This window comes from Legionella stuttgartensis (assembly GCF_977063405.2).
In genome coordinates this window covers 24,903-39,157 of sequence record NZ_CDRUHA020000063.1, presented here as the reverse complement: position 1 = coordinate 39,157, position 14,255 = coordinate 24,903, and the positions used below count along the sequence as shown (strand labels likewise).

The window sequence follows — 14,255 nt, the reverse complement described above, 5'->3', positions numbered from 1 at the left end:
AAATATCTTACAAAAAAATAAGCAAACAAATCAATTTATTTTATTAATATAAAGCTACAATGTAATTGTTTGGCGCAGCTGGATTGTTGACAGGATGTTGAAACACTAGCGAGATCAAGGATGATCTCAATTCAATGGCAATCACAGCTGCGCACAGGCACAACTATGACTTCTATGTATACAGGACGTCCCTTGGTTAGCTCACTACAGAATTTAATTCCACGCACAACAAAAAAGACCCAGAATTCAGCTTAACTTTTAATAATGAGATTACAGCTCTTTACCCAACTAACTCTTTAGCCCTATCCCAAATATGCATCAACTCATTAAGGGATAGACCCTCAAGGTTAATCAATTCACGTTCCTCAGCAATCAGTTTAACCGCTCGTAATCGTCTTTCAAATTTAGTCAGCGTTTGTCCAAGTGTTACTCTTGGGCTTAACTTACAAAAAATACACAGCGAAAACACTGCGTGGAGTAAATCACCAATCTCTTCTTGCAAAGCAGTTTGATTTTCTTTAGAACTATCATGATTCAAGTGCTCCTTGATTTCATCACACTCACTGTGAATTTGATTCATGATTTGGTCTGCACTTTGCCACTTGAACCCAAATTGGGAGGCTTCTTCTTCCAGAGCGCTAATTTTATCTAAAAGTTCCATGTTCAACCTAAAAGAGATTTGACTAATATTCTTAGAAGTACGCATTAGAATGATGCCATACTTACTTAAACAAATCAGAATGAGATCCTGTTCTTGATAATCTTAACAACTGCACACAATCATCTTTAATGATTTTATAAATTAAAAGCCAATCAGGGGTTATATGACACTCACGATAACCATGCCAATCTCCTGAAAGATTATGATCTTTATGCTTGGGATCTAAAATAGAATCTAAAAGATCTTTATTTTTCCTCTGCTTTACTATCTTTTTAAGATCACGCTTAAATTGAGTAGCCAGTTCTAATTCAAGCATTATCTATAGAATTCCAAACATCCTTCATTGTTTTAAATCGTTCGCCCTTACCTGACTCAAGCTCTTCAATTGCATCAAGCGTCTTTTTGTTCGGTATTTTTACATCAAATGGAAGACCATTTTGAAGACATACTTGACTATAGAAAAGCCGAATAGCCTCAGCAGCAGATAAACCTACTTTATGTAATATCTCTTCCGCCTGTATTTTAAGAGCAGGCTCAATACGAGCATTAATTGTCGCCGCCTTATTCATGATATTCACTCCAATACTTTTCATAATTAAATTGTATAACAAATGCGTTACATTTTCAATGTTTGTTTTACACAAAGAGGCGTCTAATTACCGATAATCAAGTTGGCCTATGGCTCCTCATAAAAACATCGATTCTGGCCCCACTTTAATCTCGCTCCTTTAAGTATCCCTCTGTAGTAATAACAATAAAATAACGTATATTTTATAATTACGTGAAATACATCATGAAATAATTAGGATAGAAGTCGCAAATAAGTATGCCCATTATTTTGAGACAGATTTGAAGCCGTAACCTAAACACAGTGTGATTAAGTCAAGACCCGGTTGCTCGACTTTAACTACTCGTAAAAAAAGATTGTACCTGACATTGAAATATTAGAATTTTCTAATATAATGACCCTATGAATACATTAATAAACACTAGCCTTGAAGTGATGAAAAATAATGCTTCTAAGGCTGAACAATTACTTAAACTTTTAGCCAATTCCAAAAGGCTTCTCATTCTATGCTATCTCCTCAAACAAGAATGCACGGTTGGCGAACTAGAACCCCTTGTCGGTTTGTCTCAATCTGCGCTTTCACAGCATTTAGCTAAAATGAGGCGCGAAGGTGTACTTTCGGTAAGAAAAGAAGGGACTCGAGTTTATTATTTTATTAGCAAACCCGAAGTGGAAGCTGTTTTATCAACGCTTTATTTAATTTATTGCAAAGAATAAAAATCGCTCCATTCATTAGAATACTCTAATGTTTTAAGGATTTCTGTCATGTTATTAAGTAGTATTACCCCAAGAAAACACAGTGCTTTTATTATTGTAATAAGTGCACTGTCGACTTCTCTTTGCGCAGGCTCGGTACCCATCTCATATTCTAAAGCGATTCAGCTTGCGCTCGCTAATAACCCTAAAATCCATGCGGCAAACGCTTCAATAGAAGCAGCGGTCGGGGCCTCAAAGCAAGCAAAAAGTATGAGTTGGCCACAATTAGACCTTGAGGTAAGCGGAGCAAGGACTGATAATCCGATGTCGGTATTTGGTTATAAACTAAGTCAAGGGAATGCCAGTTTTGCTGATTTTGGCGCCAATCAATATACTGGACTAAATACCTTATATACCAAGCCTCAAGCATTAAACCACCCAGGATATTATAGTAATCTGGATACTGCGTTTAAACTAAGCGTTCCTATTTATACTGGAGGAAGAATAAAAGCGCAGCAAGCACAGACGCGTGCTTTAGTTGCATCCGCACAACGTGGCAATCAACAAGCTCAAAATCAACTGGCGTATGAAGTCTATGTGTCCTATGAGCGTTTTTTAACAGCCAAGGAACTGGTAGGCATCGCTGAAAGACAGGTTGCTCGAGCAAAGGTGTTTCTGTCAACAACCAAGGACCTAAAAAAGCAATCTATTACCCTAAATAGCGATGTATTAATGGCAGAGGCTTACTTAAACAGCTCTCTTCTTGGTTTATCTAATGCAAGAATTCAAACAGAAGATGAACTTGATGGCTTTAGAACGTTGCTTGGTAGTCCCGAAAGCACCTTTATACCAAGTCGGCACACAACCTTGCGTGCAAAGACAAAACTCAACTTTTTATTGATGACACGAGCAATCAATGATAATCCATCAATTAAAACCCTTCATGCACGTCTTCAAGCAGAAAAAGCGGTAATTGCTGCCTCTTTGGCACTCTATAAGCCCCAAGTGTCGATGCAATTAAGACATGATTGGAATGGCAATACCATAGGTTCAGGCCTTCCGTCAGATACGATTGCGCTAGGTGCTAACTGGACTTTATTTAGTGCGGGCGAGCGCGCTGGCGCTGTCCAGGTAGCAAGTGCAAATGCAAAAAAAATTCAATTTGAGCTTGATGAGCAACGAAATCAGCTGCGATTACAATTAAAGCAAATACGGCGTGCCGAGCAACAAACTCTTTACGAGTTGCAATTAAGTCGACAAACAGCAGAGAAAGAAGAGGCAGTAATTCAAAAACTAAAGCAGCGATTTGGTCGTGGGTTGGTTCCTCTAAGTGCTTTATTGGAGAGTCAGATGAAACTAACGCAGAGTAAAGCACAAGAACTGCAAGCGCTTCATCAATCAAGAGTGCATCAAGCCCATTGGCTGATGCTCAGTAATCAACTAATTTCTAAAGCGATAAAAAGCGCATAAATTGATTGTATACCAGGAGACTATGGTGAAGGATGTGTTTTATTCCAAAAATAAGCTCAATAAAGCAGGGCAATTGGCGCGAACCTTTATTCAATCCAAGCTGACTCTGTTACTGATTGTTGGTATTCTGTTGTTTGGCGTACTTGCCCTAGAACGCACCCCGCGAAGCTATAATCCTGAAATTATTGTTCCAGCAGTAACTATTTCTGTGAGTCGCCCTGGTAGTGATAGCCAAGAAATGCTACATCAAATTGTTCGCCCACTAGAAGGGTTGATGGCCTCTATTTCAGGCGTTGAGCATACTTACGGGATGGCCATTGATGATAGTGCTATGGTTACGGTTCGCTTTAAAGTGAATGAAAATGAAGAGGCGAGCTTGGTTAAGGTCTATAACCAAATCAACAGCAACATGGATAAAATGCCCCCGGGTACTTTAATGCCTTTAATCCGCTCTATCAGTTTGTACGATGTTCCACTAGTGACACTGACATTACATGCTAAAGGCGCAAATCCAGTTGACTTACGCACGCTTGCCGATAAAGTCTTGGAGGAATTGCGCACCGTACCCCAAGTTGGGAAAAGTTGGGTAATGGGTGCATCACCTCAGGCTATTCGTGTCTGGCTGAACCCAAAGCACATGGCAGAGCACGCCATTTCAATTGCCAACATTCAACAAGCCTTCTCTGTTAATAACATCAGTCTTGACGCAGGAACATTAGAGCATGAATTAAGTGAAACATCTCTTCGCATCGAGGGCTCACTCATTTCCAATCAAGACTTAGCCAACATTATTATTGGAACTGATGGGGCCAAACCTATTTTATTAAAAGATATTGCGACTATTGAAAAGGGGCCTCAAGATGAAACTATTGCGTCCTATTTTGCCTATGGAGCACACGGCCCATTGAAGAATGCAGATATAGAACCTGCAGTAACCATTGCTCTTGCACGTCAAAAAGGAAGCAATGGTGTTGATGTAGCAAAAGCACTTTTGAATAAACTTGAGCAATTACAAAACAGTCAGCTCATTCCAAAAAATATAGATGTCTCAATCACTCGCAATTATGGAGATGAAGCTAATGATGCAGTGAATACTTTGGTCGAGCACTTAGGGATTGCGATTCTAAGTGTCGTGGTATTGCTGATGGTGTTTTTAGGATGGCGCGAAGCATCAGTGGTTGTTTTTTCTATTCCCTTAATTTTGTGCCTAGTACTTGGTATTGGCTGGCTATCAGGCCAGACTATCAATCGAATTACTTTGTTTGCGCTCATTCTTTCATTAGGCCTCTTAGTAGACGATAGCATTGTGGTGATTGAAAACATTCACCGCCATATTATTAAGGGAGTGCAAAAAAACTTTACCCGTTTAGTTATTTATGCAGCCAATGAAATTGGTAAGCCAACGATTATTGCTACCTTTACAGTGATGCTGGCGCTACTGCCTATGGATTTTGTAGGTGGAATGATGGGGCCGTTTATGGCGCCTATACCTTTTAATGCGCCATTGGCAATGATTGTATCCCTCTTTATTGCCTATAGCGTGGTTCCTTATCTTGCTTATCGTTGGTTAAGAACTAAAGCTAAAAAACAAATGAATGAGCATCATCAAAGCCATAGCACCTGGTTGCAGCGAGCGTACCTTGTATTATTCAAAGGATTACTTTACTCATCGAAAAAACGACATCTCTTTTATTTGATTATTGTACTATTGCTCTTCGCGGTATTACTCCAACCTGCCTGGCAATTTATTCGCCCTGCAGGCCCTAATGGCCCATTAAGCCCGTTAGGAGTTGAAATTAAAATGCTACCCGATGACAACGTGAATACCTTTTTAGTGTCCGTTGATGCAGGCGCTAACGCAACGTTAACGAAAACAAACGAGTTACTTCGCGAACTTAGTGCAACCATCCAAAAAAATCCTTACGTCACAGACTTGGAGCTGTACTTAGGAGAATCAGCCCCAGAAGATTTTGCCGCTCTGGTGCGTGGAGATAATCTATTAAGAGGCAGTCAATACGGGCAAATACGCGTGAATTTGGTGAACAAACATCATCGAGCTATTGGCTCACACCAAATTGCAACACAGGTTTACCAGGGACTTGTGCATTTGCAAAAACAACATCCCCAAAGCCATATCAAGCTTTTTGAAAGCCCTCCTGGGCCGCCTGTTCGCTCACAAATGGAGGCAGGTCTCTACGGGCCTAATTACAATGAATTGAGGTCTGTCGCTAATAAGATAACCTCTGAAGTGTATCCCAAAATATACGGCATGATAAATATTGATAACTCAGTGACTCAAGACACCAATCAATACCGCATTGAAATCAATCATAATGCAGTCATGCTGGCAGGCTTAGCCCCAAAAACGGTAGCGCAGGAGGTAAGCGCTTTGTTCAAGGGTATTTCCATCGGAAATGCACATGAACCCAATGCCAGACAGCCCGAGCACATCATCTTACGTCTTCCGCAAAAGGCACGTGAAGTTGCTCAAGTACTTAATCAGCTGTGTTTAAAAAATCAGCAACAACAACTAATCCCTCTGGCAAAAATTGCAACCTTACATGAAGATAAAGAGGAAAAACCCATCTTCACTAAAGATCAAACACCCGTTGTTTATGTAACCGGTGAAGTGTTGGGCACGAGCCCTGCTTATGCGGTCACTTCTGCAACAAATATGCTCAAGAAGCCCCCTTTTTCAATGGGGGTTGAAAATTTAGGATTTCATGAATCACAGCCTAATCGCTTTGCTAAAAGTCAACTCTTTTGGCTTGGTGAAATGCGCCTGACGTTGGATGTTTTTCGTGATTTAGGCTCAGCCTTTATTGTGGCTATAGTCTTGATTTATATTTTACTAACAGCTTTTTACCAGTCGTTTTTTATTCCCCTAATTATTATGGGGGCTATACCGCTAACTGTCATTGGCGTTTTTCCTGGCCATTGGTTAATGAACCAACCGTTCACTGCCACGTCCATGATAGGGGTAATTGCTTTAGCCGGAATTGTTGTTCGAAATTCGCTATTACTCATCGATTTTATTTTAGAACATCAACATCGAGGTTCCTCTATCGTAGAAGCCGTTATTGAGTCAGGCGTGGAGCGAATTCTACCGATTGTCTTAACAGCACTTGCTATTATTCTGGGCTCCGCTGTGATGTTATCCGATCCTGTCTTTGGCGGCCTTGCTATTTCTTTGATATTTGGTTCATTTGCTTCAACAGTACTTACCTTGTTTTTAATTCCATTGATCTATTTAAGTTGGTGGAAGCGTAACCATTAATTAGTATTAGGAGAATAGATGATGACTATTGAACGTATTATTCGAATTGTCGCTGGTGCCTTTGTTTTGATATCACTCGCTCTAGGCGTGTCGACCAGCCCAGTATTTATCAACGTTAATTTTTTATGGTTTACGGTATTTGTAGGAGCTAATCTTTTGCAAAGTGGATTTACAGGATTTTGTCCTCTTGAAATGATTTTAAAGAAGTTTATTGGGTAAGAGCTAGTATTCGGATATAAAAAATTAACGAAGTAAAATAAATAGGAACTAGTGTTACGAGTAATTTAACCCATAATGCCACCAGCGACATCGACAATTAAAAAGCCTCCCGTGAGCAAAAGAGCGAACCAAAGTAACTGCTCTTTTGAGTATTTTTTTAATCATGAGGTACATCCTTACTCATTATTGCTCCTCATCACCACCAGCTAATTTAATTTAAATGAAACACCATGTAAGAAAATTGCGGCAAGAATAAGAAAAGTAATTAAAGCGGTGTAAAAATGAATGGTTTTCTTAGTTTTTCTGAACCAGAAGATAAGACCAATCAATACAATAATTGCAATACCTAAAGAACCTAAAAACCATCCATTAGTAAACATTATGTTTTCCTATTTAGTCGTTCTTAGGTTGGTGGTTATGACCTCCATCACCACCAAATCCTCCCTCATAGCCAACCTCAGGATGAGCTGGAGCAGGTGTTGTTTTAGGAGTGCAGGCAGTTAAGCCCAGACCCAATAAACCGATCAATACAATTATTTTAAATCCATTAATATTCATTATTTCTCCTTAACAGCCAATCAAAATAACATGAAACTACTTACATCGTAATATACTCAATAACATAAGATAAATGCATCTTATCTTCTCCAATTTTACGTTTACACGCCACCTTTAAAAAAATTCATTTTTTAATATTCTTTACAAAATCAAGCAACTGTACTGCATCCTTCTTGGATATAGGTTTTTTAAAATAAGTAGCGCTATCGTGCAGGTTTTCCTGATTAGGGTTGGAAGTTAAAATGATCATAGGCGTATGGTTGTTTAATACTGAATTTTTTTGTATCTGGTCAATCAGCTCATGGCAATTTAAATTTTTATCCACTAAAATAAAATCATAAACTCTCATGAAAGCCAACTCTCTTGCCGAGTCATCATCTCCTGCCATATCCACCAAATGCTTCAACTCTAATAAATGCATACGAATGAGAATACGAATTCCTAATGAGGATTCCACCACTAAAAAACGCAATGGATGAGCGCTGCATTGTTCATTTTCAACCCAATCATTCATCATGCAACCTCTTTCGTGACAAACCCGCAAAGACTCTCATTATCCATTCATTTCCTGATATTCAGAATGCCCTTTATGGGAATTAAGTAAGCGCAGACCATTCGCAACAACAATTAGACTCGCACCCATATCAGCAAATACCGCCATCCATAGCGTTGCGAATCCTCCCAAGGCCAGAATAAAAAACACCCCTTTGATGGCAAGGGACAAAGTAATATTTTGGCGAAGAATACGCGCCGTTTTTCGGCTTAAATCAATGTATAAAGGCAGCATGGCTAAATTATCATTCATTAATGCAACATCTGCCGTTTCTAAAGCGGTATCAGTACCTTTCCCCATTGCAAAACTAATCGTAGCCTTAGCCAAGGCTGGAGCGTCATTGATTCCATCCCCCACCATTCCTACCGTTTTATACTGTTCCAAAAGGTGATTAATTGCTTGTAATTTTTCAGTAGGCAAGACATTCGCCTGCACTTCATCAATCCCCACCACTTTGGCAATGGCTTTAGCTGTTAAGGCATTATCACCCGTTAACATCGCTGTTTTAAGTCCTTGTTGATGCAAGGTGTCAATTGCCCATTTGCTTGTAGAGCGCAAAGTATCAGCCACCGCAAAAACCGCCAAAACTACCGCTGAATTACTCAAAATGACTGTTGTTTTTCCTTCCTCTTCCAAACGCTTAAGTTCCTGCTCTACAGCAAGAGAGCACACCTTATTATCTTCTGCCAGTTGATGATTTCCAACGTAATACAGTTCTTGACTAATAATGCCTTGCACCCCGCGGCCAGGAAGTGCTGAAAATTGCTCTACCTCAAATAAAGACCCATTAGGTTGGCTTTGCTTCCAATACTCAACCAAAGCATGAGCCACTGGATGTTCCGAATGACTATCAAGGCTTGCAGCCAGCACTAACAAGTATTCTTTTGGTTGGATTTTATCGTAAACGATAAAATCAGTCACCACAGGCTTCCCCTCAGTTAAGGTGCCTGTTTTATCCAGGGCAATTAATTTGAGCTGGTGCCCCAGTTCTAAATAGCTGCCGCCTTTGATAAGAAGACCATGTTGTGCTGCTGAAGCCAATCCGCTGACTACCGTTACCGGTGTAGAGATGACCAAAGCACAAGGGCAAGCAATAACCAATAACGTTAAGGCCTTATAAATCCAATCATAAAAAGGATAACCAAACACCAACGGGGGAATAAGTGCAATAACCAGTGCAATCAAGACCATAATTGGGGTGTAGTATTTGGCAAACTCATCGACAAAGCGTTGCGTTGGTGCCCGCTCACTTTGTGCCTGCTCAATGGCTTTACCAATTTTAGCAAGCAACGTATCACCCGAAGCCTTAGTGACTTTAACTTCAAAGGCACCGTGCTCATTTAAGGTTCCGGCAAACACGTCATCACCTACTTGCTTGCTCACCGGCATGGATTCCCCTGTAATCGGGGCTTGATTGACCGTACTTTGTCCCGATATCAACACCCCATCCAGTGGGATGCGCTCACCGGGTTTTACTTTAAATACCGCACCGACCGCTACATCTTCTACAGGCAAAGTCTGCCATTGACCATTATCCATTTTAATCCGAGCCACCTCTGGTGCAATTTGCATGAGACTGCGAATGGCAAGGCGGGCTTTATCTAATGAATAACGTTCGATTCGCTCAGCAAGAGCAAATAAAACGGTGACCATCGCAGCTTCCGGCCAGGCACCTATAATCATAGCCCCGGTGATTGCAATTAACATCAGGCTATTAATATTCATGGCCTTAGTACGAAGCGCGATTAAACCCTTCTTAAAAGTAGAAGGGCCACTTAAGATAATGGCAAGCACCGCAGGCAAAATGACCCAGATTGATTGCTCTTTGGCAATGAAATAAGCAGTTAACTCAGAGCAAAGCGCTAAAAGACCTGCCAAAGCAAGCAATGGCCATGACGAATCAACTTGCTTCTTCTCTTCTTTTGCAGAGGAGGTACTGCCTTGAACCCGAACACTCATGCCTAACGCTTCAATTTGTTTTTGCAACACATCAATAGCTGGAAGACGATGGTGCACGGTCACTTCCTCAGCAATGAAATTAAAATCCATCTGCGCCACTTCAGGAATCACTTTTAATTGCCGCCTGATTAATTGCTCTTCAGCCGGGCAATCAAGGCCTGCAACAAAAAAAGTGGTTAAGGTTAGAGGCTTTGTCATAATGAGCCCCCACATTGGCCGCAAAAATTTGCCCCTGCAGCAATAGTGGCGCCACAACTGCATTGAGTATTCTCAAGACCACTGCCACATTGACTACAAAATCGTGATCCAGGAGCTAGAGAGCTCTTACAGCGCGGGCAACTCAATCCTCTTGGCTCAGGATTGGTTGAGTAATTATTCTGTTGGCTTATTTGGCCATGATGAGAGCGTCGGTATCCGCCATGATGGCCGCCAAGACTTCCAAGCATTCGTTTTAGAAAACTCATGTTAATTCTCCGTCTCTTCAGTAAAGTGTTTGAGCATGTCCTCTAAAATACAACGCACATGCGCATCATAAATAGTGTAATAAATATGCTTTCCCTCTCTATTTGCTAGAAGAAGGCGTGCAGAACGTAACAGACTTAAATGATGGCTCGCCAATGGCACCGAAAGTTGCAGTTGTTCCGCCAGCTCTGAAACTGATTTTGGACCATGCAAACACTCGATAAGAAGCTTTAAACGATTAGGCTCACCCATCAAATGCAAGATATCGCTTAAAGTGATGATTTGGTCTTGAGTTAGCATAGTTTATTAAACAGTTAAATAAGTATTTAACTTTAAGTGTAGCTCATTCACAGCGGTTGTCAAAAACACTATCCGTTGTCCTTTGCTCAAAAGAGCTATAATTAAATGAATCTATTTTTGTATAAGGAAGAAGAATGACGACCCTTCTTTCAAATCACAGTCTTCTGATCATCTTAGGATTTGCTTTTTTTATGGGAATAATTTTAATTATTCTGGCAAAAGGGAGTTCCGGCCATAAAATGAAATTTATAACTCACTTGGGATTTTATCTTTCTCTTGCTGCCGCACTTATCTTTGCTATAGTGCTTTTTATAGATGTCTTTCCACTTATTTTAAAATGACAATCACCAATATGTTACAATTCCATCAAAGGAATCACTCATCCTCGCCTGATTTTTTAATTACTGATTTCTTGTGCCGCTCATGAAACAGGTAATACAAACCGGGTAAGACTAAGAGTGTTAGGAAAGTGGATGAGATAATGCCACCTATAACCACCGTTGCCAAGGGACGTTGTACTTCAGAGCCCGTGCCCGTAGCCAAAGCCATCGGCACAAACCCCAAAGAGGCCACTAAAGCAGTCATGAGTACCGGACGAAGCCTCGCCAGAGAGCCTTGTAATACCGCATCTTTTAAGTACATTTTTTTCTGTTCATGCAGTTTATTAATAAAGGTAATCATGACCAGGCCATTAAGAACTGCCACCCCTGACAACGCAATAAACCCAACACCGGCTGAAATGGACAAGGGAATCCCTCGAAGCCACAGTGCAAATACCCCACCAGTTAACGCCAAAGGAATGCCACTAAACACTAAGAGCGCATCTCGTACTCGACCAAAACTCATAAACAACAATAAGAAAATGCCCAATAGTGTGATAGGAACAACGATTTGTAGCCGTTGAGAGGCTGATTGCAACTGCTCAAACTGACCACCCCAGGTTACCCAGTAGCCACTGGGAATTTTGACACTCTGGTCAATCCGTTGCTTGGCTTCATTCACAAACGAGCTTAAATCCCGATTGCGAACGTTAGCACTGACCACCACACGCCGTTTACCACTTTCCCGACTGATTTGATTGGGGCTTTCACTACGCACCATTTTGGCTACTTCACTCAACGGAATAAAATGTCGTTCGCCATCTTTAGCCTGTGGCAACGGAATAAATACTTGGCGTAGTACATTAGGGTTTGTACGTAACTCTTCAGGCAAGCGCACCACTAAATCAAAACGCTTATCTCCCTCAAAGAGCTCGCCACCTTTTTTGCCGCCTGTGGCAATGACAATGGCATCTTGAACCGTGCCAATTTGTAAGCCGTAGCGTGCCAAAGCATCGCGATTGATTTCAACGGTTAGTAGCGGTAAACCACTGACTTGCTCTACTTTTACATCAGCAGCACCGGGCACTTTTTTTAATTGAGCACTGATGGCTTCAGCTACTTCCAGCAATGTATTCATGTCATCGCCAAATACTTTCACCGCAACATCACTACGAACCCCTGAAATTAATTCATTAAAGCGCATCTGAATGGGCTGAGTAAATTCATAGTTATTCCCCGGAATTTGCTTTACTGCCGCCTCGATTTCTTGTACTAGTTGCTGTTTGCTTTTTTTAGGATTCGGCCAATCCTTCCGAGGCTTTAACATAATAAACGTGTCAGCGACATTGGGCGGCATGGGATCAGTAGCCACTTCCGCAGTCCCTAGTTTTGCAAAAACACGTTTGACTTCTGGAAACTGGCTTACTCGCTCCTCTACTAAATGCTGCATGGTAATGGCTTGTGTTAAACTAGTGCCAGGAATTCGCATCGCGTGCATGGCAATATCGCCTTCATCAAGACTTGGAATAAATTCACCACCCAACCGAAATGCAAGCAAAAGACTTATCCCCACCAAAGCAACCGCAGCTCCTATCACCAACCTTCTGGCATGAAAACAGCGGCGCAAGGCTTTTGCATAAACAAGTGAGAGGTAGTGTACCAACCAATTTTCTTTTTCTTGTACACGCCCACCTAAAAAAATGGCAACGGCTGCTGGAACAAAAGTCAGAGCAAAAAGCATGGAGGCGAGCAGCGCGGTAATAACCGTTTGCGCCATCGGCAAAAACATTTTCCCCTCAACCCCTGTTAACGTTAAAATCGGTAAATAAACCACCGTGATAATAAAGACACCAAAGATACTGGGCCGAATCACCTCTGTTGTGGCATAAGCTATGACTTTCAAGCGCTCTTCTAAATTTAAAACACGATGCAAGGCATGCTGTTGTTCACCCAAATGCTTAATGCAGTTTTCAACAATAATGACCGCACCATCGACAATCAAACCAAAATCAAGAGCGCCTAAGCTCATCAAATTGGCACTGATTTTATTAGATACCATCCCTGTAATGGTCAAGAGCATGGATAAAGGAATCACCATCGCGGTAATCAGTGCTGCGCGAATGTTACCTAAAAACAAAAACAAAATAACACAAACAAGCAATGCCCCTTCGAGCAAGTTTTTCTTCACCGTATTAATGGTAGCGTTCACAAGCAAGGTTCGGTTATAAACCGTGACTGCTTCAATGCCTTCCGGCAATGATTTATTAATAACTTTCATTTGGGCCGCAACTCGTTCAGACACTGTGCGACTGTTCTCGCCCATAAGCATAAATACTGTGCCTAAAACGACTTCTTTACTGTTCTCTGTTGCTGCTCCTGTTCGTAGCTCCTTGCCTAAAGCCACTTCTGCAATATCACGAATTCGAATAGGTGTTCCTTCAAAGCTTGCAATAACAATGTTCTCAATATCAGTGATGTTTTGCACCTGCCCTGGTACGCGAATTAAGTTCTGCTCGCCATTAGTTTCAATATATCCTGCACCCACATTGGCATTATTGCGTTCTAATGCCTCAACCACATTGTTTAAGCTTAACCCATAACGAACCAGTTTCATGGGATCTGGAGTGATGTGAAATTGTTTTTCATAACCCCCAATGGTGTTTACTTCAGCCACTCCCTCTACATTACGCAGTTGCGGCTTGATAATCCAATCTTGAATGGTACGCAGTTCCGTTGGATTGTAACGTTGACTTGCTGGTACATTGGCTTTATTGGTTACCGTGTACATAAAAATCTCACCAAGCCCTGTAGAGATTGGGCCTAAAGTGGTTTCTACTCCTGGTGGGAGCTTGTCTTTTACCTCCTGCAAGCGCTCATTAATTAATTGACGCGCAAAATAAATGTTCGTGCCATCTTTAAAGACCACCGTGACTTGCGATAGTCCATAACGTGATAAAGAACGAGTGTAATCCAGATTAGGCAACCCGCTCATAGCCAGTTCAATAGGGAAAGTAATTCGTTGCTCCACCTCAAAGGGTGAATAGCCTGAGGCTTGAGTATTGATTTGCACTTGCACGTTGGTGATGTCAGGTACCGCATCAATAGGCAAACGTTGAAAATTATACACACCATAAAGAGCAATGATTGTCGTAAATAATAAGACAAACCATCGATGTTTTAGGGAAAAACGAATTATTTTTTCAAGCATTACC

At 41.2% G+C, this 14,255-nt stretch carries 15 protein-coding genes; 5 read left to right on the top strand and 10 right to left on the bottom strand.

Translation table 11 applies throughout. From position 1 onward, the window contains the following. Positions 1-280 precede the first annotated feature (280 nt). From ACWTEW_RS23730 to ACWTEW_RS23720, 3 genes are all read right to left on the bottom strand, one after another. Positions 281-661 carry a MazG nucleotide pyrophosphohydrolase domain-containing protein gene (locus ACWTEW_RS23730; protein WP_021460642.1) on the bottom strand — a complete coding sequence of 127 codons (381 nt, stop codon included), beginning with the start codon at positions 659-661 and terminating at the stop codon, positions 281-283. A 61-nt stretch (positions 662-722) separates the two neighbouring features. Beyond that, a complete protein-coding gene (locus ACWTEW_RS23725) occupies positions 723-977 on the bottom strand; it encodes a type II toxin-antitoxin system RelE/ParE family toxin (RefSeq protein WP_021460641.1) in 255 nt (84 codons plus the stop codon). Then, the gene (locus tag ACWTEW_RS23720) at positions 970-1,230 is read right to left on the bottom strand and encodes a type II toxin-antitoxin system RelB/DinJ family antitoxin (RefSeq protein ID WP_021460640.1); all 261 of its coding nucleotides are present in this window, start codon (positions 1,228-1,230) and stop codon (positions 970-972) included. The genes ACWTEW_RS23725 and ACWTEW_RS23720 overlap by 8 nt, the downstream gene beginning before the upstream one ends. 401 nt (positions 1,231-1,631) lie before the next feature. On the opposite strand from ACWTEW_RS23720, the gene ACWTEW_RS23715 reads away from it, so the two are divergent. From ACWTEW_RS23715 to ACWTEW_RS23700, 4 genes are read left to right on the top strand one after another with little or no spacing between them, the layout of a single operon-like run. Beyond that, positions 1,632-1,946 carry an ArsR/SmtB family transcription factor gene (locus tag ACWTEW_RS23715; RefSeq protein ID WP_021582658.1) on the top strand — a complete coding sequence of 105 codons (315 nt, stop codon included), beginning with the start codon at positions 1,632-1,634 and terminating at the stop codon, positions 1,944-1,946. 48 nt (positions 1,947-1,994) lie between these two features. After that, positions 1,995-3,395: a TolC family protein gene (locus ACWTEW_RS23710; protein ID WP_454783462.1), complete on the top strand. Its 1,401-nt coding sequence runs from the start codon at positions 1,995-1,997 to the stop codon at positions 3,393-3,395. 34 nt (positions 3,396-3,429) lie between these two features. Continuing rightward, the gene (locus ACWTEW_RS23705) at positions 3,430-6,672 is read left to right on the top strand and encodes an efflux RND transporter permease subunit (RefSeq protein ID WP_230304736.1); all 3,243 of its coding nucleotides are present in this window, start codon (positions 3,430-3,432) and stop codon (positions 6,670-6,672) included. An 18-nt stretch (positions 6,673-6,690) separates the two neighbouring features. Then, a complete protein-coding gene (locus tag ACWTEW_RS23700; RefSeq protein WP_021460616.1) occupies positions 6,691-6,891 on the top strand; it encodes a YgaP family membrane protein in 201 nt (66 codons plus the stop codon). 206 nt (positions 6,892-7,097) lie between these two features. On the opposite strand, the gene ACWTEW_RS23695 is transcribed toward ACWTEW_RS23700, so the two are convergent. The 6 genes from ACWTEW_RS23695 to ACWTEW_RS23670 form a co-directional block, all read right to left on the bottom strand. Further along, positions 7,098-7,271, bottom strand: a complete 174-nt coding sequence (locus ACWTEW_RS23695; RefSeq protein WP_021460617.1) for a hypothetical protein — start codon at positions 7,269-7,271, stop codon at positions 7,098-7,100. Between the two features lie 13 nt (positions 7,272-7,284). Then, entirely contained in the window at positions 7,285-7,449 is a 165-nt protein-coding gene (locus ACWTEW_RS23690) for a hypothetical protein (RefSeq protein WP_021460618.1), read from the bottom strand. Between the two features lie 124 nt (positions 7,450-7,573). Next, entirely contained in the window at positions 7,574-7,966 is a 393-nt protein-coding gene (locus ACWTEW_RS23685) for a response regulator (RefSeq protein WP_021460619.1), read from the bottom strand. 36 nt (positions 7,967-8,002) lie between these two features. After that, positions 8,003-10,159: a heavy metal translocating P-type ATPase gene (locus ACWTEW_RS23680; protein ID WP_021460620.1), complete on the bottom strand. Its 2,157-nt coding sequence runs from the start codon at positions 10,157-10,159 to the stop codon at positions 8,003-8,005. Further along, complete coding sequence (locus ACWTEW_RS23675; RefSeq protein ID WP_021460621.1) at positions 10,156-10,425, bottom strand: zinc ribbon domain-containing protein; 270 nt, start codon at positions 10,423-10,425, stop codon at positions 10,156-10,158. The genes ACWTEW_RS23680 and ACWTEW_RS23675 overlap by 4 nt, the downstream gene beginning before the upstream one ends. 1 nt (position 10,426) lies before the next feature. Then, on the bottom strand, positions 10,427-10,723 hold the full coding sequence (locus ACWTEW_RS23670) for an ArsR/SmtB family transcription factor (protein WP_021460622.1): 297 nt from the start codon (positions 10,721-10,723) through the stop codon (positions 10,427-10,429). Between the two features lie 134 nt (positions 10,724-10,857). On the opposite strand from ACWTEW_RS23670, the gene ACWTEW_RS23665 reads away from it, so the two are divergent. After that, positions 10,858-11,064, top strand: coding sequence for a hypothetical protein (locus tag ACWTEW_RS23665; RefSeq protein WP_021460623.1), 207 nt, complete (start codon positions 10,858-10,860; stop codon positions 11,062-11,064). A 34-nt stretch (positions 11,065-11,098) separates the two neighbouring features. On the opposite strand, the gene ACWTEW_RS23660 is transcribed toward ACWTEW_RS23665, so the two are convergent. Then, on the bottom strand, positions 11,099-14,251 hold the full coding sequence (locus tag ACWTEW_RS23660; protein ID WP_021582687.1) for an efflux RND transporter permease subunit: 3,153 nt from the start codon (positions 14,249-14,251) through the stop codon (positions 11,099-11,101). Between the last annotated feature and the right edge of the window lie 4 nt (positions 14,252-14,255).